This is a genomic window from Microbacterium sp. NPDC060117 (genome assembly GCF_042729315.1).
Taxonomy (GTDB): Bacteria; Actinomycetota; Actinomycetes; order Actinomycetales; family Microbacteriaceae; genus Microbacterium.
This window is the reverse complement of sequence record NZ_JBHWXR010000001.1, coordinates 1,320,918-1,341,747: the sequence shown is the minus strand read 5'-3', so window position 1 is coordinate 1,341,747 and position 20,830 is coordinate 1,320,918. Positions and strand designations below refer to the sequence as shown.

General features: G+C 71.5%; 17 protein-coding genes. 11 read left to right on the top strand and 6 right to left on the bottom strand.

The features are described from left to right. The first annotated feature begins 1 nt into the window (after position 1). On the top strand, positions 2 to 325 hold the full coding sequence (locus ACFWCK_RS06005) for an ArsR/SmtB family transcription factor (protein ID WP_378805007.1): 324 nt from the start codon (positions 2 to 4) through the stop codon (positions 323 to 325). Positions 326 to 488: 163 nt separating this feature from the next. On the opposite strand, the gene ACFWCK_RS06000 is transcribed toward ACFWCK_RS06005, so the two are convergent. Beyond that, on the bottom strand, positions 489 to 2,465 hold the full coding sequence (locus ACFWCK_RS06000; RefSeq protein WP_378805006.1) for a DUF5107 domain-containing protein: 1,977 nt from the start codon (positions 2,463 to 2,465) through the stop codon (positions 489 to 491). 99 nt (positions 2,466 to 2,564) lie between these two features. Between ACFWCK_RS06000 and ACFWCK_RS05995 the strand changes: the two genes are divergently transcribed. The 10 genes from ACFWCK_RS05995 (at position 2,565) to ACFWCK_RS05950 (ending at position 14,802) form a co-directional block, all read left to right on the top strand. After that, a complete protein-coding gene (locus ACFWCK_RS05995; RefSeq protein ID WP_378805005.1) occupies positions 2,565 to 3,716 on the top strand; it encodes a class I SAM-dependent methyltransferase in 1,152 nt (383 codons plus the stop codon). A 384-nt stretch (positions 3,717 to 4,100) separates the two neighbouring features. Next, complete coding sequence (locus tag ACFWCK_RS05990; RefSeq protein ID WP_378805004.1) at positions 4,101 to 5,450, top strand: glycine betaine/L-proline ABC transporter ATP-binding protein; 1,350 nt, start codon at positions 4,101 to 4,103, stop codon at positions 5,448 to 5,450. Continuing rightward, a complete protein-coding gene (locus ACFWCK_RS05985) occupies positions 5,447 to 6,394 on the top strand; it encodes an ABC transporter permease (RefSeq protein ID WP_378805003.1) in 948 nt (315 codons plus the stop codon). Before ACFWCK_RS05990 ends, ACFWCK_RS05985 begins: the two co-directional genes overlap by 4 nt. After that, positions 6,387 to 7,316 (top strand): glycine betaine ABC transporter substrate-binding protein, encoded by a 930-nt coding sequence (locus ACFWCK_RS05980; RefSeq protein ID WP_378805002.1) that lies wholly within the window; start codon positions 6,387 to 6,389, stop codon positions 7,314 to 7,316. Before ACFWCK_RS05985 ends, ACFWCK_RS05980 begins: the two co-directional genes overlap by 8 nt. A 67-nt stretch (positions 7,317 to 7,383) precedes the next feature. Beyond that, positions 7,384 to 7,830, top strand: coding sequence for a DUF6153 family protein (locus ACFWCK_RS05975; RefSeq protein ID WP_378805001.1), 447 nt, complete (start codon positions 7,384 to 7,386; stop codon positions 7,828 to 7,830). A 112-nt stretch (positions 7,831 to 7,942) separates the two neighbouring features. After that, on the top strand, positions 7,943 to 8,551 hold the full coding sequence (locus tag ACFWCK_RS05970; RefSeq protein ID WP_378805000.1) for a DUF305 domain-containing protein: 609 nt from the start codon (positions 7,943 to 7,945) through the stop codon (positions 8,549 to 8,551). A 282-nt stretch (positions 8,552 to 8,833) separates the two neighbouring features. Next, positions 8,834 to 10,339: a lipase maturation factor family protein gene (locus ACFWCK_RS05965; RefSeq protein ID WP_378804999.1), complete on the top strand. Its 1,506-nt coding sequence runs from the start codon at positions 8,834 to 8,836 to the stop codon at positions 10,337 to 10,339. Positions 10,340 to 10,442: 103 nt separating this feature from the next. Then, entirely contained in the window at positions 10,443 to 11,702 is a 1,260-nt protein-coding gene (alr, locus tag ACFWCK_RS05960; RefSeq protein ID WP_378804998.1) for an alanine racemase, read from the top strand. Further along, the gene (locus tag ACFWCK_RS05955) at positions 11,591 to 12,619 is read left to right on the top strand and encodes an ATP-grasp domain-containing protein (RefSeq protein ID WP_378804997.1); all 1,029 of its coding nucleotides are present in this window, start codon (positions 11,591 to 11,593) and stop codon (positions 12,617 to 12,619) included. Before alr ends, ACFWCK_RS05955 begins: the two co-directional genes overlap by 112 nt. Beyond that, on the top strand, positions 12,616 to 14,802 hold the full coding sequence (locus ACFWCK_RS05950) for a CapA family protein (protein ID WP_378804996.1): 2,187 nt from the start codon (positions 12,616 to 12,618) through the stop codon (positions 14,800 to 14,802). Before ACFWCK_RS05955 ends, ACFWCK_RS05950 begins: the two co-directional genes overlap by 4 nt. On the opposite strand, the gene ACFWCK_RS05945 is transcribed toward ACFWCK_RS05950, so the two are convergent. From ACFWCK_RS05945 to ACFWCK_RS05925, 5 genes are all read right to left on the bottom strand, one after another. After that, positions 14,799 to 15,794, bottom strand: a complete 996-nt coding sequence (locus tag ACFWCK_RS05945; protein ID WP_378804995.1) for a Gfo/Idh/MocA family protein — start codon at positions 15,792 to 15,794, stop codon at positions 14,799 to 14,801. The two genes, ACFWCK_RS05950 and ACFWCK_RS05945, sit on opposite strands and share 4 nt — an antisense overlap. A 4-nt stretch (positions 15,795 to 15,798) precedes the next feature. Next, positions 15,799 to 16,725 (bottom strand): hypothetical protein, encoded by a 927-nt coding sequence (locus ACFWCK_RS05940; protein ID WP_378804994.1) that lies wholly within the window; start codon positions 16,723 to 16,725, stop codon positions 15,799 to 15,801. A gap of 290 nt (positions 16,726 to 17,015) precedes the next feature. Continuing rightward, positions 17,016 to 17,711, bottom strand: a complete 696-nt coding sequence (locus tag ACFWCK_RS05935; RefSeq protein WP_378804993.1) for an SGNH/GDSL hydrolase family protein — start codon at positions 17,709 to 17,711, stop codon at positions 17,016 to 17,018. Positions 17,712 to 17,782: 71 nt separating this feature from the next. Beyond that, positions 17,783 to 19,048 (bottom strand): hypothetical protein, encoded by a 1,266-nt coding sequence (locus tag ACFWCK_RS05930; RefSeq protein WP_378804992.1) that lies wholly within the window; start codon positions 19,046 to 19,048, stop codon positions 17,783 to 17,785. A gap of 384 nt (positions 19,049 to 19,432) precedes the next feature. Then, positions 19,433 to 20,719: an MFS transporter gene (locus tag ACFWCK_RS05925; protein ID WP_378804991.1), complete on the bottom strand. Its 1,287-nt coding sequence runs from the start codon at positions 20,717 to 20,719 to the stop codon at positions 19,433 to 19,435. Positions 20,720 to 20,830: the final 111 nt, after the last annotated feature.

Here is a 20,830-nt window from a genome sequence, read left to right as displayed (position 1 = left end):
CATGAATGTGGTGGAGGGAACCGAGGACGACGATCTCGTCTTCAAGGCACTCGCCGCTCCCGTCCGACGCCGGATGCTCGACGCCCTGCGCGCCGCGCCGCGGACGACGGGCGAGCTGTGCGCGTGCTTCCCCGAGCTCGACCGCACCACGGTGCTGCAGCACCTCAAGGTGCTCGAACGCGCCGAGCTCGTGATCGGTCGCCGCGAGGGCAGGGAGCGTCACCTCACGCTCGCCCCGCTTCCGATCAAGCGGATCCACGATCGCTGGATCGGCGCCTACGCGGCAGCTGCCGTCCAACTCCTGGACGACCTCGACCGAGGCTGACTCCCGTCGCTTCCTGGTCGCGTAGCGCCCCTTCGCAGGCGCGGAAGGGGCGCTACGCGACCAGGGAACAGGAGTGGGAGCAGCCGCGGGACCAGGACGCAGCCGCGGGACCGGGAGGCCGGAATGGACCAGGGCCCGACCGCGGGATTGCGGGATCCGGGCCTCAGCCCTCCGGCGCCATCTCGAAGTCGTACCAGGCCGGCACCGGGCGGTCGGGGAACGCCTCGTGCCACAGCGCCGACATGCTCAGCTCGCCCTCGCGGAGGTTCGGCACCTCGAAGCGCTCCTCGAGGATCCGGCCCGCGGCCTCCGTGTCTCCGGCGGCGAGGGCGGCGCGGATCTCCACGACGCGGAACCGCCCGAGCCCGCGCAGCTCTGCCGGCAGGGTCTCGACCAGGGTGCGCACCTCGTCGGCGCGTCCGTCGGCGAGCAGCGCCTCGGCCAGCTCGAGCGCGAGCGGTGCGAGGCCGGGGGCGAGCTCGCGCGCCTCGGCGAGCCGGCTGATCCCCTGCGCCTGCGCGGCGGTGCCTCCGTCGGACTGACGCAGGGCGAGCCCGAGCCCGCGCAGCGCCCAAGGGCTGCGGCGATGGCGCAGCGAGGCCTCGTAATGCGAGATCGCGGTGCCGTGCTCGTCACGGGCGTGCGCGGCGACGGCGCGGTGATAGTGCGTCAGCCACGTGGAGGGCGCCTCGGCGAGCAGATGGTCCCACTCCTCGCCGGTGACGTAGGAGGCAGGGGCGTCGAGCGGATCCGGCTCCGCGGCGTCCGCGGCCGCGTCGGGTGTGCGATCCAGCAGCCCCGCCCAGTACTCACCCTCCTCGCCCTCACGCGCGAACCGCACGCCGGGCAGCGAGGCGAAGGCCGAACCGGCGCGGGCCGCGAGCTCCTGCTCGAGCGCGCCCCAGGGGGAGCCCGCCGACAGCAGCGCGTCCGGGGCGACGTCGGCAGCGGCCTCGAGCCGGGCGATGCCGGCGGATCCGGCGGCATCCGCCGTGCGGAGCACCTGGGCGCCGACGACGGCGACGTCCTCGTTCCAGGATCCATCGAGAGCCGGATCCGAAAGCGTCAGCGGCAGGAACGTCTCGGTCCACTGCCACGTCGCCCCGCCCGGCATGCGCAGATGCTCGTACTGCGTGGCGGCGAGCCCGGCCTGGATCTCGAAGTAGGCGCCCGTCTCGCCGCCGAGCCAGTCGCACCAGCGGTGCCCGCCCGGGGTGTCGCCCCAGACGAAGAGCTTGCGGCCGACCAGTCCTGCGGTCGAGACGTGCGCGAGGCCGGATCCGTCCGCGTCGACCGCGGCGATCCAGGGGCGCGGTGCCGGTGCGCCAGGAGCGGCGTCCGCGGCGAGACCCGGCGCCAGGTCGAAGAAGTAGTCCGCGGCGGCGGGTGCCGACGCGGGCAGACGCGGATCCGTCTCGGTCAGGTCCACCCGGCCGAGCGTGCCGTCGTAACCGGTCATGTAGGCGTGCGTCGCCGGCGCGAGCACGCGGCTTCCCTCGGTCTGCGTGACGGCGATGTTCGTCCACCAGTACATCCCCGTCTCGCGGTCGCGCGGATTGCGCACCCGCACCCGCACGTGCAGGGCGGCACCGTCGAGCGTCGCGTCGATCTGCAGGATCAGGCCGCGCACGCGCTCGTACTCCCACATCCGCAGGATCGGCTCGCCGTCGTCGCCGGTGATCGCGGCGGCGTACAGCGGGGCGGAGGTCAGCGGCCAGTGACCGCGCATGCCGATGTTCCATTCCGCGCCTCCGGAGAACCACGCGTCGCGCAGGGCGAGGTTCGCCGGCTGCAGCATGGCGTTGCGGTACACGAGGTCGCGGCCGGTGGTCTTGTCGAACAGCCGCACCAGCCGGCCGCCCAGGTCGAGGGCGAACTCGGCGCGCAGCTGCTCGTTCTCGAGCACGGCGAGGCGCATCGGCGCCGGTGTGCGCTCGCGGTCGTAGCCGTCCTGGAGCAGGTACGGATGGATCGACGTGACCTGCCCGTACCGGATGTTCGCCGCCATCTCGGCGGGCAGCCCCTCCGTGGTGGCCTCGTACGGCGCCTGTGGCATGGCGGCGATCGCGGGGAGGGGGTTCGGGGATCCGACGGGGGCGGTGGGGAGGACGACCTGGGTGACGGTCAACGTTGCGCTCATCGTTCCCCAGTATCCTCGCCCGGCCTGTGCGACGGGAAGGAAAACGGATCCTGATTCCCACCCTCCGGCTCGAAACCGGCGTCCGCGTACGCTGAACGGGTGCCCGAGTTCCCCTACGCCCGCCTGCGCCGGTTCCCCGACGTGGAGGCGCCGAATCTGCAGGCGTGGGACGCGACGGACGAGCTGCTCGTCGAGGCCGCACGAGCGTCGGCCGTCGAGCACGGGATCGACGGATCCGCGATCGCCGTGATCGGCGACGGGTACGGCGCGCTCACCCTGCCCCTCGTCTCCGCGGGCCTGGACGGCGTGCGCGTGCACCAGGATCTGGTGTCGGGGCGCCGCGCGCTGGCCCGCAACGCTGCCGAACTCGGGGCGACGGGCTTCGACTCGCGCGAGCTCGACGCCGAGCTGCTGCGCGACGCGCGGCTCGTGCTGCTGCAGCTGCCGAAGGGCCTCGCCGAGCTCGAGGAGATCGCGGATGCGGTCGTGCGCTGGGCGGCGGCCGACGTCATGCTGCTCGCCGGGGGGCGCGTGAAGCACATGACCCTGGCGCAGAACGAGGTGCTCGCCCGCTTCTTCGGCCATGTGCAGCCCCAGCGCGCCGCGCGCAAGTCACGCTTGATCGTCGCGACCGATCCGCGGCCGGTGCCTGCGGACCCGCCGTTCCCGGTGTCCTCGACGCACCCGGAGTTCGGTCTCACTCTGTGCGCGCACGGCGGGGCGTTCGCCGGCGACCGCATCGACATCGGCACCCGGGTGCTGCTCGACGTGATGCGCGAGCGCGCCCCGGAGCTCGCCGCCCTCGCCGGACGGGAGGGTGCCACAGCCGTCGACCTCGGCTGCGGCACGGGTGCGCTCGCCGCATCGCTGGCCCTCGCGGTGCCGAGCGCGCGCGTCGTCGCCACCGATCGCTCCGCGGCAGCGGTGCAGTCGGCGCGGGCCACGATGGCGGCCAACGGCGTCGCCGACCGGGTGACCGTGACTCTCGACGATGCCGGATCCGAGATCCCGGACGGATCCGTCGACCTCGTGCTGCTGAACCCGCCCTTCCACCTCGGCGCGAGTGTGCACGAAGGAGCGGGACGCCGGCTCATCGACGCCGCTGCGCGGATGCTCCGTGCGGGTGGCGAGGTCTGGACCGTCTTCAACTCGCACCTCGATCACCGTCGCGCGCTCGCCGCAGCGGTCGGTGTCACGGAGCAGCTCGCGCGCACTCCGAAGTTCACGGTCACCCGGTCCGTGCGGCGCTGATCGCGGGCTTCGAGGCGCAATGTCTGCTGCTACCGAGCCCGATCGAGGACAGACATTGCTCCCCGAACGCGCGAACGCCGGCCGCGCGAGCGCCGTCCTCGCCGCATCGGGTCGGGTGGGCCATCGACCGCGGATTTGCCACGGGATCAGGTTCTCGTTACGTTGGAATGCGGGCCTGATGGCCCCAAGACCAGTCCGCGGTCGCGTCCTTCTTTCGATTCTGCTGTGCACGAAGAGGCGTGGGCGTACGGTCGATGATCTCTGCTGAGGATCCGAAATCCTCCTCCTGCGCCGCCAGCATGGCTTGGTTCGAAACGGCCCTGTGATCATCACCCGGGCGAGACCGATGCAGGCCTCCCCGATGGGTGAGGCCGCGGGGGAAACGTGTCCGAAACCGCTCTGGAAGCGCGTCATCTGTTCAAGGTGTTCGGGAGGAATCCGAACCAGGCCGTCCGCCGGCTGAAGGCCGGCGAGACCCGATCCGCCGTCGCCGATGCCGGCACCGCCGCCGTCATCGACGCGAGCTTCACCGTCAACCGCGGCGAGATCTTCGTCATCATGGGACTGTCCGGATCCGGCAAGTCCACCATCATCCGCATGCTCAACGGGCTGCACGAGGCGACGGACGGATCCGTCCTCGTCGCCGGCGACCCGATCACCGGCATCCCCGCCTCCCGTCTGCGCGAGATCCGCCGTGACCGCGTGTCGATGGTGTTCCAGCACTTCGCGCTGCTGCCGCACCGCACCGTGGCCGCGAATGTGGCGTATCCGCTCGAGCTCAAGGGAATCGGCAAGACCGAGCGCCTGGCCAAGGCCGAGGAGATCCTCACTCTCGTCGGCCTGGACGGCCAGGGCGAGAAGCTGCCGTCCGAGCTCTCCGGCGGCATGCAGCAGCGCGTCGGCATCGCCCGGGCACTCGCGGCGGACACCGACATCCTGCTCATGGACGAGGCGTTCAGTGCGCTGGATCCGCTGATCCGCCGTGAGATGCAGGAGCAGCTGCTCGAGCTGCAGCAGAAGCTGCAGAAGACGATCGTGTTCATCACCCACGACCTGAACGAGGCCATGTTCCTCGGCGACCGCATCGCGGTGATGCGCGACGGCCGCATCGTGCAGATCGGCACGCCGGAGGACATCCTCACGGACCCGGCCAACAGCTATGTCGAGCAGTTCGTGCAGGACGTCGACCGCGCCCGGGTGCTCACCGCGGCGAACGTCATGGAGCGTCCGCGTCCGGTCGTCGCGGAGACGGCCGGCCCGCGTACCGCGCTGAAGCAGATGCGCGACGCGTTCATGTCGGCGACGTACGTCGTCGGCCGGGACCGCACGCTCAAGGGGGTCGTCACCGACCGAGACGTCGTCAAGCTGATCCGCCGCGGCGAGAGCACCATCACGTCGGTGCTCAAGCCCGCCACGCAGGTCGTCGACGAGGACGAGATCCTGATGAATCTGTTCATCCCCGCGGTGGAGTCCCCGGTGCCGCTCGCCGTGGCCGACGCGGAGGGCCGGCTCGTCGGCGTCATCCCGCGCGTCACGCTGCTCGCCGCCCTCGGCCCCGGCCCGGGTGCCACGGGCGAGATCAACCTGCCGGTGCTGCCGCTGCCGCAGGCCGAGGTCGACGCCATCCTCGACGACGGCTGGACCGCGCCCGCATCCGAGAGCGCACCGAGCACGCCGACCACACCGAGCACGCCGACCACACCGGACGCGCCCAACGAGGAGGTCACCCGATGAACGTCCTGCCCATCGGATCCTGGGTCGCCGTCGCGGTCGACTGGATCAAGGCCAACCTCGACGGCCTGCTGCACGTGATCTCGACCGTGGTCTCGTTCCTCGTCGACGGCCTGAGCTTCGTGCTGCTGATGCCGTGGTTCTACGTCGTGATCATCATCGCGGCGCTCATCGCCTGGCTCGTGCGCTCCTGGCGCCTGGCGATCGGCACCGTGATCTCGTTCGGGCTGATCGTGGCGATGGGCCTGTGGGTCCCCGCAATGCAGACGCTCGCACTGGTGCTCGTCGCCGGGGCGGTCGCCGTCGTCATCGCGATCCCGCTCGGCATCTGGTCGGCCCGCAACGCCACCGTGCGCGCGGTGCTCAAGCCCGTGCTCGACTTCATGCAGACGATGCCCGCATTCGTCTACCTCATCCCCGCCATCGTGTTCTTCAGCATCGGCGTCGTGCCGGGCCTCGTGGCCACGGTGATCTTCGCCCTGCCCCCGGGCGTGCGCTTCACCGAGCTCGGCATCCGCGGGGTGGACTCCGAGACGGTCGAGGCCGGACAGTCGTTCGGCGCGACACCGGGTCAGATCTTGCGCGGGATCCAGCTGCCGCTGGCGATGCCCACGATCCTCGCCGGCGTCAACCAGGTGATCATGCTCGCCCTGTCCATGGCCGTGATCGCCGGCATGGCCGGGGCCGATGGGCTCGGCAAGCTCGTGGTCGAAGCGATCTCGACCGTCAACATCGCCAAGGGCGTCGAAGCCGGACTCGGCGTCGTGCTGATCGCGGTCTTCCTGGACCGCGTCACCGCGTCGCTGGGATCGCTCGGACAGCACCCCGCGTCGCTGCTCGGGATGCTCTCGCGTCGCCGCGCGGCCCGGCGCCTGGCCACGGCATCCGCCGTGGTCGATCAGACCCCGGAAGCATCCGCCGAGGAGAAGGAGCTGCAGCATGCGTAAGAGCAGGATCACCACTCTCGCGGCGCTCGGAGTCGCGGCCGTGCTCGCCCTGGCCGGATGCGCGAGCGACGGCGCCGGCGGCACGCTCGAGATGGCGGGCAAGGCCCCCACGAACGGCGCCGGCAAGGGCGACAAGGGCACGATCACGATCGGGTTCCTGCCCAGCTGGACGGACGGGTTGAGCACCGCGTACCTGCTGCAGGACCAGCTCGGCAAGATGGGCTACGACGTGAAGATGCAGACGCTCTCCGATGCGGGCCCGCTCTACGCGGGGCTGTCGCAGGGCGACGTGGACATCTTCCCGTCGGCGTGGCCCGAGGTCACGCAGAAGGCGTACATGGACAAGTACCAGGGCTCGATCGACGACCTCGGAACCTACTACGGCAACGCCCGCCTCACGATCGCGGTGCCCACCTACTCCGACATCGACTCGATCGATCAGCTCAAGGGCCGCGCCTCGACCTTCGGCGGCAAGATCATCGGCATCGAGCCCGGCGCCGGTCTCACCGCGCAGACGCAGAAGATGATGCCGGAGTACGGCCTGGACGGCGAGTACCAGCTGGTCACGTCGTCGACCGCCGCGATGCTCACCGAGCTGAAGTCGGCGACCGACAAGAAGCAGGACATCGCGGTGACCCTGTGGCGTCCGTTCTGGGCCAACAGCGCCTACCCCGTCAAGGACCTCAAGGATCCGAAGGGCGCCATGGGCAAGCCCGAGGGGCTGCACTTCCTCGGCGCGAAGGGCTTCGCGGAGAAGCACCCCGACGCCGCCGCTCTGATCGGCAAGATCAAGCTGGACGACGCGCAGTACGGCTCGCTCGAGGACATGGTCGTGAACCAGTTCGGCGAGGGCAAGGAACCCCAGGCGATCGACGAATGGGTCAAGGAGCACGGCGGCGACTTCGACTGGCTGCAGAAGTAACCGGGCGCATTCGCCCACCGTGCCGGCCTCGGTCCTTCGCGGACCGGGGCCGGTATGCTGTACCCCCGTGGGGTATCGGATCCGAGTCGTGGGCGCGTCGTCGACGTGGTCGCTGCGGATCGCGCTCCTCGTCGCCGCGGTGATCGCGGGGCTGCTCGGGATGCACGTCCTCGACGGGCACGGCACTCCGATGGCGGGAGCGGATCCGTCCGCGCACGTCGCGATGTCCGGGTCGCCGATGCCGGCGACCACGGCGGCGCACGAGATCGTGGATGCCGTGGAGGCCGTCGATGCCGTGGATGCCGTGGCCGGTGACGGCTGCGCGGACTGCGCCGAGCACGCCGCGATGGCGGAGGGCTGCGTGCTCGCTCCGGTGGCGCCCGCCGCGCTGCCCGGACCGCCCGCAGAGGATCTGCGCCCCGCGATCGTCGCACCCGCCACCAGTTCTGCGGCGAACGTTCCCGCCGCGCCGCGCCCTCCGAGCATCTCCGCCCTCTGCATCAGTCGCAGATGAGCCGGATCCAGCGCGTCCCGCACTCCCCGTTCCGCGGGCGGACGCGCCGGGCACGGCCTCGCGCACCGCCGTCCGGCGGTGCGCGTCATCGACGACGAAAGCAGAGAACGACATGACCATCCGCACCTTCCACCGCGCCCTCGCGATCGGCGCGATCGCCCTCGCCGGGGCCGCCCTCACCGCCTGTGCGCCGGCGACCGACCACTCCGGAATGCCCGGGATGACGCATGGTGCGTCCGCACCGGCAACCGGATCCGCCCAGGGAACCGCGAACGACGCCGACGCGATGTTCGCGAGCATGATGATCGGCCACCACCAGCAGGCGATCGACATGAGCGACACGCTGCTCGCCAAGACCGGCGTCGACGCGCGGGTGACGGAGCTCGCGACGAGGATCAAGGCCGCGCAGGCGCCCGAGATCGCGACCATGCGCGGCTGGCTCGCCGACTGGGGCGTGCCGTCCGCGGCGCCCGGATCCATGAGCCACGGCGACGGCATGATGAGCGAGGCCGACATGGCGGCGCTCGAGGCCGCTCCGGGTGCCGAGGCCGGGAAGCTGTTCCTGCAGCAGATGATCGTGCACCACGAGGGCGCGGTCGACATGGCCCGCACCGAGAAGGCCGACGGGGCAGCTCCCGCCGCGGTCGACCTGGCGGCTGCGATCATCGACGCGCAGACGGCGGAGATCGCCGAGATGAAGGACCTGCTCGCCGCGCTCTGACCCGGGCCCCGGCCCGGTTCGCGGGCCGGTTCGCGACGCGCGACGCCTGCATGACCCTGCCACGGATGCACGACCGGATCCGCGATCGGATCGTGCATGCGTCGCGACGTCGTGCAGGTGTCGCGTGCGGAGCGCAGGGGAAGGCCACCCACCTTCGGGTCGTCCCCGTCAGCGGAGCCCCTGGGTGCGCTCACGGGGACGACCCGAAGGTGGGTGGCGGAGACCTGAAGGGCAGGGGGAGAGCACCTGTCAGGATCCGGGCCCCGCGCGTAGCCTTCCGGTATGGACGGCTTCGCGGCGGTCGACTTCGGCTTCGCGCGAGAGGTGCTGCAGCGAGGCATCGCGGCGCTCTACCTGGTCGCCTTCGTCAGCACTCTGAACCAGTTCCGCGCGCTGCTGGGCGAGCACGGCCTGCTCCCGGCGCCGGAGCTGCTCGCCTGGGCCGGGTCCTCCTCCCGCGCCCGCCGGCTCCTGCGGCCGACGCTGTTCCTGCGGGTGCGCTACACCGATCGGCGGCTCGCGGCGCTGTGCGTCGCGGGGATCGTCGTGTCGGCCGCTCTGGTGGCCGGCCTGCCGCAGCTCGCACCGCCGTGGGTGCCGATGGCGTGCTTCCTGCTGCTGTGGCTCGGATACATGTCGATCTCGTCGATCGGGCAGACCTTCTACGGCTTCGGCTGGGAGATGCTGCTGCTCGAGGCGGGGTTCCTCGCCGCGTTCCTCGGATCCGCGTCGCAGCCGCCGCCGACCGTGGTGATCGTGCTGTTCTGGTGGCTCGTGATCCGGCTCGAGTTCGGCGCGGGCATGATCAAGATCCGCGGCGGTCGCGAATGGCGCGATCTCACCGCGCTCATGTACCACCACGAGACGCAGCCCATGCCAGGCCCGCTCAGCCGGCAGGCGCATCTGCTGCCGCCCTGGTTCCACCGGCTCGAGGTGGTGGGCAACCACGTCGCCCAGCTCGGCGCGCCCTGGCTGCTGCTCGCCCCGATCCTGGGGCTGTGGATTCCTGGCCCCGTGCCGGCGATCGTCGGCGCGGTCAGCGCGGGCGTGGTCATCGCGACCCAGCTCTGGCTCGTCGTGACCGGCAACTTCGCCTGGCTGAACTGGGCGACCGTGGTGCTCGCCGTCTCCGCGATCGGGATTCCGTCGGGCGCACCGCACCACCCGCCGACGGCCCTGCCCTGGACGATCGGCGGCCTGCCGTCGCCCTGGCTCGTGGTCACCTCCGCAGTCGGTGTGCTCTACGTCTGGCTCTCGGTGCCGGCGGTGCGGAACCTCTTCTCGCGCAGCCAGGCCATGAACGCGTCGTTCAACCGCTGGCAGCTCGCGAACGCCTACGGCGCCTTCGGCACGGTGACCAAGGAGCGGATCGAGATCGTGGTCGAGGGCACGCTGCTGCCCGATGCGGATCCGGATCCGCTCGCGGGTGAGTGGCGCGAATACGGCTTCAAGGGCAAGCCGAGCGATCGGCAGCGCATCCCCGGGCAGTTCGCGCCGTACCACCTGCGCCTGGACTGGCTGATGTGGTTCCTGCCGCTGGGGCGGATGTACGAGGACTGGTTCGCGATGCTGCTGGTGCGACTGCTCGAGGCGGATCCGCCGACGCTCCGGCTGCTGCGGGACGACCCGTTCGGCGGGGTGCGTCCGGCGCAGGTGCGCGCCGTCGCCTACCGTTACCGGTTCACGACCCGCGCCCAGCACCGCGAGAGCGGACGCGTGTGGATCCGCGACCGCCGGCGCGTGGTGGTGCGGCCGCTGTCGCTGGGCGACGACGAGGGTGCGACCTGACCGCCGTCGAACCACGCCGGCGACCCGGCGGACACCGGCATATCGGCCGCATATCGAGAACCGGATACGCTCCGGCAACCCGGCCATGGATTGACTCGAATCCATGCGATCGCCTGCTTCGGAACTCGTCGTCCATGAGGATGCGCTCCGCGAGAACACCGAGCGATTCCGTGCGCTGACCGGCGGGCGGCTGATGGCGGTCCTCAAGGCGGACGCGTTCGGACACGGGGACATCGCTGCTGCGGTGATCGAGTCGGGTGCCGGCTCGATCGGGGTGACCAGCATCGACGAGGCGCTCGCGCTGCGGCAGGCGGGCATCGACGCACCGATCCTGAGCTGGCTCAACACGCCGGACGCCGACGTCGAGACGGCTCTGCACCTGCACGTCGACCTCGCCGCCCCGAACCTCGAGCTGCTGTTCGCGATCGCCGGATCCGCGCGGGCGACGGGAACCACGGCTCGGGTGCACCTGCACGTCGATGTCGGCACGGGCCGTGACGGCTGTCCGCCGAAGGACTGGGCGTCGTTGTGCGCGCTCGCGCGCGAGCAGGAGGCGGCGGGCGCGATCCGCGTGGTGGGCGTGATGGGGCACCTGTCCTGCGCCGACGACCCGGGGAACGCTCAGAACGTGCGCGAGCGCCTGGTGTTCGAGAACGCGGTCCGCACCGCCCGTCGTCGCGGTCTGCGTCCGCACCTCCTGCATCTCGCCGCCACCGCGGCGACGCTCACCGGAACCGCGGCCGGGTACGACCTGCACCGCATCGGCGCCGGGCTCTTTGGCATCGATCCGTCCCGCACGACCGACGATCTGCGGCCCGCCCTGACGCTGACCTCGAGCGTCGTGTCCTCCCGCGAGGCTCCGGCGGGCACCGGCGTCGGATACGGCCACGACTTCGTCACCTCGTCCCGCACCTGTCTGGCGCTGCTGCCGCTCGGCTACGCCGACGGGCTCCCGCGCGCGGCATCGGGGCGGGCCGAGGTGCTGGTGCACGGTGAGAGGCGGCCGCTGGTGGGCAGGTTCTCGATGGACATGGTCGTCGTCGACACCGGCGACAGACTGCTGCGCCCGGGCGAGCGCGTCACGATCTTCGGCCCGGGTCGGGACGGCGCGCCGACGGTCGCCGAGTGGGCGGCGTGGGCGCGCACGATCGAGCACGAGATCGTCACGGCGGTGGGCGCTCGGGCTTCCCGCATCCGTCGAACCCTCGACGCGTCACCCCGAACCCCGCACCCGTCCCAAGGAGAAACCGCATGTCTCAGCACCCCCGCCGCCGGATCGCCGTCATCGGAGGCGGCGCGAATCACGAGCACGCGGTCTCCCTCGCGTCCGCGGCCGGCGTCACACGGGCTGTCCGTGCACTGACGCACATCGCGGTCCCGCTCACCATCGGTGAGGACGGTGCGTGGCGGGACGAGCAGGGCGTCGCATTGCCCGTGCACCGTGCGGTCGAGCTCGTCGCGGGCTGCGATGTCGCGTTCGCGGTGCTGCACGGCGAACGGGGCGAGGACGGCACGATCGCGGGGCTGCTCGATCTGTGCGGAGTGCCCTCTGCCGGATCCCCGGTCCGCGCCGGCGCCCTGGGGATGGACAAGCACGCCACGAAGCTGGTCGCCGCATCGCTGGGGATCGAGACGGCGCGCGGGCGCGTCGTCTCGTCCGGGGGCGAGGTCGGGATCACGGTGGCCGGTCTGACCCCGCCCTTCGTCGTGAAGCCCGCCGGCGGTGGATCCAGCAACGGGGTCTTCGTGGTCGCCGACCTCGATGGTCTTCCGGACGCCGTCGATCGCGCGCGGACGTTCGGGGATCCGGTGCTGATCGAGGAGTACGTCACCGGCCGCGAGGTCGACGTCGCCGTCTTCCGCGATCGGCACGGCACGCTGCGCCTCGGCGCGCCGCTCGAGATCGCGGTGGCGCCCGGCGATGTGTTCGGCGCCACGGAGAAGTACGACGGCACCGCCCGCTTCACGGTGCCGGCCCCGATCGACCCCGCCGACGAGGCTGCCGTCCGCTCGGCGGCGAGGCGGCTGTACGAGGCACTCGGGTGCGCCGGCGTGGCCCGCTTCGACTTCTTCGTCACCGCCGACGGCCCGGTGCTGAACGAGGTGAACACGACGCCGGGGATGACCGAACGGTCCCAGGTGCCGCTGATGTACGCGGCGATGGGCCTCGACTACACCGGCTTGATCGCCGAGCTCCTGGATGCCGCGTTCGCGCCGATTCCGGCGGCGGGGGCCGCGCGGCACGCGGAGGCGCCGCACTCGTCAGGATCCGCCGCGTGACGGTCGCCGGGCCCGCCCCGACGACCCGGCTGGCCTGGGCAGACGCCGCCAAGGGGCTGCTGATCGTCCTCGTCGTGTTCTGGCACGTCGCGATGAAGAGCTATCTCACGATCGACTGGCGCATCGGCCTGCCGATCCCCGGCGCCTGGGGCCTGATCTCCGATCTCGCCTACCCGGTGCGGATGCCGCTGTTCTTCCTCATCTCCGGCTGCTTCGCCGCGAACGCGGTCGCCCGGCCGTGGGCCGCCGTGTTCCGAAGCCGTGTCCTGCGGTTCCTGTACCTGTACCTGCTCTGGACGCTCATCCACATGGTGACGATGTGGGCGTTCCCCGACTTCCCCACCCTGATCCCGAGGTCCGTCGCGGAGTTCGTCGAGGCGATCACGATCAGCCCGCCGAACGCCTGGTACCTCTACGCACTCGCGCTCTACTTCCTCGTGGCGAAGGCGCTGCGCCGCCTGCCGGCCTGGATGCCCCTGGCTGCCGCCGCCGCGCTGACGACCGCCGTGGGCGCGGGGCTCATCGACATCGTGAGCAACCGCGGATCGCTGCTCGCCAACCTGCTCTACTTCCTCATCGGCACGACGTTCTCGCGGCGGGTCATCGGTCTCGCGGCCCGCCCGCGTCCTCTGCTCGCGGCCTCGTCCGTGGCGCTCTACCTCGGCGCCTTCGCCGTGGTGCGGGCCACCGGGACGGAGCAGATCCCGGGAGTGTGGCCGGCGGTCGCCCTCCTCGGCGTCGGCGCGGGGATCGCCGTGGCGCCGCTGCTGGCGAGGGTGCCCCGGCTCGGTCGAGCCCTGGGCCGGCTCGGCAGGCGCACGCTGCAGATCTACGTGATCCACATGCCGGTGCTCGCGCTCGCCGACGCCCTCGTGGCGCAGCGGGTGTCGGACGCCGGGCGGCCGGTGCAGCTGGTCGCGGCTGTCCTGCTGCCGGTGGTCCTCACAGCCGTGGTCATCGCCGTCAGCGTCGGGATCGGCGCCCTGGTCACTCGGGACAGGCTGTCCTGGTTGTTCGACCTGCCCGCGCGGCGGCGCCCGGCGGAGTCGCGCTCTCGCCGCCGCTCCGCGGAGTCGCCCTCCCGCCGTCGCCTCCCGTGGCGCACTCCCGCCGCGGTGCTGGGGCTCGCGGTCGTCGGCATCGTCGCGACCGGGGCGGCGGCACTGCCCGCCCCACCCGCGACGATCCCGCAGCAGTCCGCGCAGCGCGCCGGTGAGGTCAGCATCGGCGCGACCGGGGACATCCTGCTCTACGACGCGAGCCGCTCGACGCCCGCAGACCACGGGGCCGGGCACTTCGACGGCGTGCGCCCGTGGTTCGCGGAGGACATCGTCACCGGCAACCTCGAGCAGGCGATCGCGCCCGACACGGGGCACGACAAATGCGGGAAGGATCCGGACTGCCTCGCCTTCCGCAGCGACCCCGCCTCGGTCGCGGGCCTCGCGGGTTTCGACATCCTCAACCTCGCGAACAACCACAGCCGCGACTTCGGGCAGGCGGGCTACGACGACACCATGGCGACGCTCGCCGGGGCGGGGATCCGGGCGGTGGGCGGTCGCGACGAGATCGCCTACATGCGGATCGGCGACGTCACGGTGGCGATGATCGGCTTCGCACCCTATGCGGACTTCAACCGCGTCACCGACCTCCGGCACGTGCGCGCCGTCGTGCGTGCCGCGGCCGCACGGGCCGACGTCGTGGTCGTGCAGGCGCACATGGGGGCGGAGGGGCCGAGTGCCGACGTGGTCGCTCTCGGCACGGAGTCGATGTACGGCGAGGATCGCGGGGATCCGGTCGCCTTCTCCCACGCGGCGATCGACGCCGGGGCGGATCTCGTCCTCGGACACGGTCCCCACGTGCTCCGGGGCATGGAGTGGTACCGCGGCCGTCTCATCGCCTACAGCCTCGGCAACTTCGGCGGAGGGGGCGTGTTCGGCAAGGATCCGGCGACGCGCTACGGCGCCTACCTCTCGATCCGGCTGCGCGCGGATGGGACGGTGGTCGCGGGCCGGGTGCGGTCGGTCCGGTTCGACTACCCGGACGGCACTCCGCTGCCCGACGCCGCAGGGAGTGCGGCGCGGCTCATGGATCAGCGCGGGCGCCGCGACTTCGGCGGGAGCGCGGTGACGCTCGCTCCCGACGGCAGGATCGCCCTGCCCTCATCCGGCCGGACTCCGCGCTAGACCGGCACGGCGGCGCCGCCTGCGGCGATGGAGGCATACGCCGCATCCACGACGGCGACCGCGGCGATGCCGTCGGCCGGGGTCACCCGAGCGGGTCGCCGGGTGCGGATCGCCTCGGCGAAGTCGGCGATCTGGGTGCGGTAGGGGTGGTCCTCGGTCTGCGGCGGGAGGTAGCCGGCGTCGGGCTCGGCCGACGGGTCCGGCCCCGCGACCGCGGTCTCGCCGCCGCCAGCAGCGCTGTCGTGCGCGAGCGTCCCCTCCGTGCCCGACACCTCGATCGTGGTGCGGAACGGTGTCCCCGCGCCCAGCCAGCCGCCGTCGATCCGCGTCGTGGCGCCGTTCGCGTGGGTGAGCTCGACGATCGCGGAGACCGGTGGCGAGAAGCGTCCGTCGACGCTCTGCGGATCCTGCCGCGCGGCGACCGAGATCACGGGCCCGGCGAGCCACAGCGCCTGGTCGATGTCGTGGATGAGCAGATCGCGGATCAGTCCGCCGCCGGCGCCCTCGTCGTAGAACCACGCCGTCGCGGGTCCCGCTCCCGAGCGGCTGAGCCGCAGTGACTGCAGCGCGCCGATCGCGCCGGCGGCGACCTGCTGCTGGATCCGCCGGTACGCCGCGAAGTACCGCACGACATGAGCGGGGAACAGGCGCACGCCCGCGGCGTCGGCGGCGTCGGCGATGCGCCGTGCCTCGACCGCGCTCACCGCGAGCGGCTTCTCGCACACCACGTGCCGCTTTCGCGCGATCGCGCGCAGCGCCAGGTCGGGGTGCGTGGGCGTGGGCGCGAGGATCCCGACGATGTCGACCCGCTCGATGAGCGCGTCGGCGTCATCCGCGATCTCGACGTCGAACTGCGCGGCGAGGGCTTCGGGGCGGGTGCGCGAGGAGATCACGCACTCCGCGCCGAGCGCCTGCCAGGCGTCCAGGTGCGACACGGCGATCCCGCCCGCGCCGATGAGTCCGACGCGCAGCGGCGCGTCCCTGCCGGTCACGACCTCAGCGCTCCGGATTCCGCAGCGGCGCGGCCTGGCGCCGCGGATCCGCGGCTGCGAGCGGATCCCGGACCGGGATCGGATCCGCGAGCGGGTCGGGATCTCCCTGCGCGACCGGATCCGGCTGCGGGACCGACGCCGACGCGAGGGCCGGATCCGTCTCGACCCCGTCGCGAGCGGGGACGGCGGCCTCGGAAGCCTGGCCCCGCTCCAGCTGCAGGGCGACCTTCTTCTCGAGGTTCTCGACGGCGGCGTCGGAGAGATCGATGAGGCCGTCCAGCTCCTCGCGCACGCGGCGGTACGCGGTCTGGCGTTCTGCGGCCGTGGCGGACTGATCCACGGCGACCTTCAGCATGTGCTGCGCGCGCTCGAGGCGTTTGCGCTCCGTCTCGGTGAATGTGGAATCGCGCAGGCGACGGGCGTCCTTCTCCGCGATCTCGAAGGCGACCGCGTAGTTGCCGACCGCGTCGAGATACTCCGACACCTGCTGCTCGGTCACCTTCGCGTCGGCCGAGCTCGGCCGCAGCGCATCGGCGGTCTTCTTCGCGCGCAGGAACGCCGCGGTCAGCGGCTGGCGCCCGTCGCTCATGGCGGGAAACGCGATCATCTTGGCGACGTCGAGCTCGTAGTCCAGCCAGCGGGCGGTGATCTCGTCGTGCTCGGTGAACAGGCGTCCGAGGAGCTCCTTCGACGAGTTCGCCTGCTGCTGCGCGACCTCGCGCGGTGACATCGTCGGCGTGACCTGACCCCTCGCGGCGAGCTGGGCGGCCTTGATCTCGCCCTTCAACCGCAGCGTCTCCAGCTTCTGCTTGTGGCGCTGCTGGGACAGGATCTGCCAGCGCCGCGCCAGACCGCCGGCCACGCCCATGATGGGGAAGATCACCCACCAGAAGCGTCCGAGCCACTCGAGGATCTGTTGCAGAGGGTCCATGATGACCCTCAGCCTATGCCGGACGGATCCGCCCGTCATCGGCCGGGATGCAGTCACAGCACTCTCGTCAGCACCGCCGCGCACCTCACCCCGTGGCGACCGGCGCCGACGTCCCGGTTCCGCCCGCTGGTCGCGTCCTGCCGGCCTCTGTTCTCTGGTCCCATACCGCCCCTTCCATGCCCGCGAAGGGGCGGTATGGGACCAGAGAGCGGTCTGGAGGGGCAGATTGCGACCAGCGGGCGACCTGGAAGGGCGCCATGCGGCCAGCGAGCGAAGGCGTGCTCTCCGCGTCAGTTCAGCCTTCCTGCGGCGACGTCGGCGCGAAGCTTCGGCAGCACGCGGGACTCGACCGGGTCCAGGCCCAGCACCTCGGCGAGTTCGAGCGCGAGGGCCTCGTGCCCCGTGGCGTTGGGGTGGAACGGGTCGTTCATCAGTCCCCACGGCACCCCGCCGTTGCCGAGTGCGGCGAACCGGGCGAACTGATCCACGAGGATCGTGCCCTCGGCTGCTGCGACGTCGCGCACCGCCTGCGCGAACTCCGCGATGCGGCCGCGCTCAGGAGCGTTCGGCACGTCCACGGCGGGAGGCGTCTGCAGCACCGGGATCGCTCCGAGCTCGCGCGCGCGCCGGACGAACGCGGTCAACGAAGCCGCGAACTCGGAGGGCGTGATCACGGGGAACACGCCCTCGTCGGAGCAGTCGTTCGTGCCGATCATGACCGTGACCACCTGCGGGCGCCAGGTCGCGACCCGGCGGTCGAAGTCGTCGAGGAGCTGCACGACCCGCCATCCGCTGATCGCGGTGTCGATGACCGCGTCGTGCACCCGGCCGAGCTCGCCGCGGACGATCTCGTGCAGGTGCTCCGCGTACGTGCGACCGCCCTGCGTGTGGACCAGGCCGTGCGTGATCGAATCGCCGGTCAGCACCCATGTGAGCGGGGCATCGGAGGTGAGGGCACGGGCGAGGACGTCGGCGTCGGCGGTCATGGATCCATTCTGGTGGGCGATGCCGACGGAAATGGCGGCGCACGTGCACGCGCCGCCATTCCGTCACCGGGTCAACAGACCAGGTTGTGCGTGTAGGTCGCGATCGGGTCGGTGCCGCCGTAGAGGTGCACGACGGCGCTCGTCACACCTGTGTCGAGGACGATCGGCGCGTTGGCCCCGGCGTTGTAGTAGACCAACCGTCCGTCCGGTGCGAGGTAGGTCGCGTGTCCGACGACGACCGAGTTCGCGGGAACGCCCGTCGCGGTCTGATAGGTCCCGTTGGTGACGCCGTAGACCGCGGGGATGCCGGTGGTCACATACGTCACGTACGGATCGGTGCCGCCATAGAGCGTCGTTGTCGCGCTGGACACACCCGAACTCACGACGACCGCGGTGCCGGTGGCTGCCCGGTAGTAGTAGAGCAGCCCGTCCGGGGCGAGGTACGTGGAATGGCCGACGGCGGTGGTTCCGGCGGGGACGCCGGTCGCGGTGACGTAGCTCCCGGTCGTGGCGTTGTACGCCCTCGCGACGCCGCCCGCGACGAAGGTCAGAACGGGCTGTGTCCCGTTGAAGAGCGACACCTTCGCGCTCGACACCCCGGAGGCGACGAGGACGGACGTGTTCGTGGCCGAGTTGAAGTAGTACAGGTCTCCGTTGGGTGCGAGGAAGGTCGCATGACCGACCGCGGTGGATCCGTTCGGCACGCCGGCGGCCGTGATCGTGGTTCCCGTGGCCACGTCCTGCACGGTGGCGACCCCGCCCGACACATACGTGGAGTAGGACTGGGTTCCTCCGATGAGGACGGTGGTGCCGCTGGTGACATTGGTCGCGAGCGGCATCGCCTTCCCTGCGACGGTGTTGAAGTAGACCAGGCTGCCGTCCGGGTTGAGGAAGGTTCCGTGGCCGACGGCCACCGATCCGAGCGGGATCCCGGTCGCGGGAGGGTTCCCGGTCGAGACGACGTCGTAGATCTTCGCGCCGACCTGAGCGGTCACGACCACCGGCGCCGTTGCGTTCGCGCCGGTCATCGACGCACCCAGAGACGGGGTGGAGGCCGCATTGGGCTTCGCTGTGATCGCGGGTAGGACCACCTTGCCGTTCGGGTCCGTCGTGAAGCTGCGGGGGCCGGTGAACCCGTCCGCCCAGGTGAGACCACTCGGCAGGACGACGCTCACCGTCGTGCTCGCCGCAGGCGTCGTGCCGTTCGTCGTCGCCGCGAGAGTCACGTTGGTCAGATCGCTGCAGCCGCCCACGCTGTAGGGGCCGTTGATGAACTTCAGAGTCGGGGAACCCACCGACGCCGCAGCCAGCGGCATCGCGGCGGCGGTCGCGATCACGGGGACGCTCCACACCGCACCTCGGACGATCGTGCGCCGGCTGATCCGTCCCGTCGTGGCGACTGACGGCCCGCCCTCTGGCGCGTTCGGCTCCTGAGTCTTTCCCGCTGCACGTCCTTGCATCATCGTGATGTCTCTCCTTCGTCGTCACGCTCTGAATCAGGTGCGCGTCGTGGGTGGCGGGCGCGAGATCGCATGCCGCGATCAGGCGCGAACGTCTTGCGCCCACACCGACGGAGCGCTGCCCCACTCCCCACGCGCGGCAGGTATCGGATACTCAACAGCCTGTCCGAGCCGTGCGGGGGAAGCGATCGATTCCGGGGTGAAATGGGGGTGAAACGGGGCGTCGCGCCGCTGAGGCGCGCCGCAGGAGTCTCGGGCCGGTCAGCAGGACCGCAGCGGGTCCCTGCGCCACTGGCGGAGCATCAGCACGATCGCGATGGTGATCCAGCCGAACGGGATGACGGCGAGCAGCAGGAAGAGCGTGGAATAGTCCGGGACGCCTCTGATCGCGATCACGACCCCGAGGACGAGCGACGGGCCGATGAGCTGGCCGATGCCGATGACGGCGCTGTACACGCCCAGCCTCCAGCCGGCTCGTTCCGACGTCGTGAGCGCCAATGCGGCGGTGAAGAGCAAGGTGGTGCTGATGCCGATCGCGATCCCGCTGAGAAGGCCGGCCAGCGCCAGCAGCACGAGGGAGGTCGTCATCGCCCGGAGGAACAATCCCGTCACCAGCAGCACCCCCGCGACGGAGAGAAGCGGAAGCGTGGATCTGAGCATGCGGGGGAGGATCAGCATGACGGTGGCCGCTCCGACGAGACCGAGGAGCGCTACGGCGAGGACGAGGGTTCCCGCCTGGGTCGCCCGATCCCAGTCGAGACCGAGACGCGCGACGATGTCCAGCGGGTGGTATGTCAGGTACGCCGACAAGGCGACCTGCGAGCTGAAGCCGAGCACGAGAACCGCGACCCACGACATCCGCGGCGCCGCCGTGCGGTCCGCCTCGCGCGCGGGAACGGAGGCCCGAGCGCGGTCCCGGTCCCCGGTCCGCGGAGAAGTGCGCGTCAGTGCGATCGCGGGCACAGCCGCAGCGCACAGCGCGAGGCAGATCGTCGTCCCCCACGCGGATCCGGGAAGGAGCATCAACATCGCGATGGGGACGAGCAGCCCCACCGAGGACACCGCGATCATGACCACCGCGCTGCGCTCCCGATGCACGGCCGACACATGCGTCAGCAGAGCCCGGGACACGGCGATCGCTCCCGACAGGCCCCCCTGCGCCAGACCCCAGCCGGCGGCGAGCTCCCATCCGGAACGGGAGAGGCTCATCCAGGCGAGCGCGAGAACCCCCAGCGCGGTGCCCCCGAAGAGCACCCACCAGCGGCTGCGCAGCGTCCGTGCTCCGAGGTCGGCCGCCCACCCTGCGATCAGCGCGCCCGCGATCGCGCTGCCGGAGCCGATCGCGATGATGGCTGCAGTCCAGCCCGCCGCAGCGTCGGCACCCTCGAGCTCCGACGCTCGCCGGGCGATCGCCACGGTCGCCGGGGGAACGAGAGCGGCGAGCAGGAAGAACTTCGCGAGGTTCGCCTTCAGGCCGAGCAGCCGCGTGCCTTCGGCTGGCGGATCCTGGCGTTCACGGGGCAGCGGTTCTCCCGCGACGTGCTTCATGACGGCCTCTCGTCCGGCGAGCCCCCCTCGGTCCGGGCGGCATGAACAGGCCGCGCATCGGCTCGTCGGAGCAGGCCGTACCCGCGGTCGATCGGGGTGCGACGACTCCGG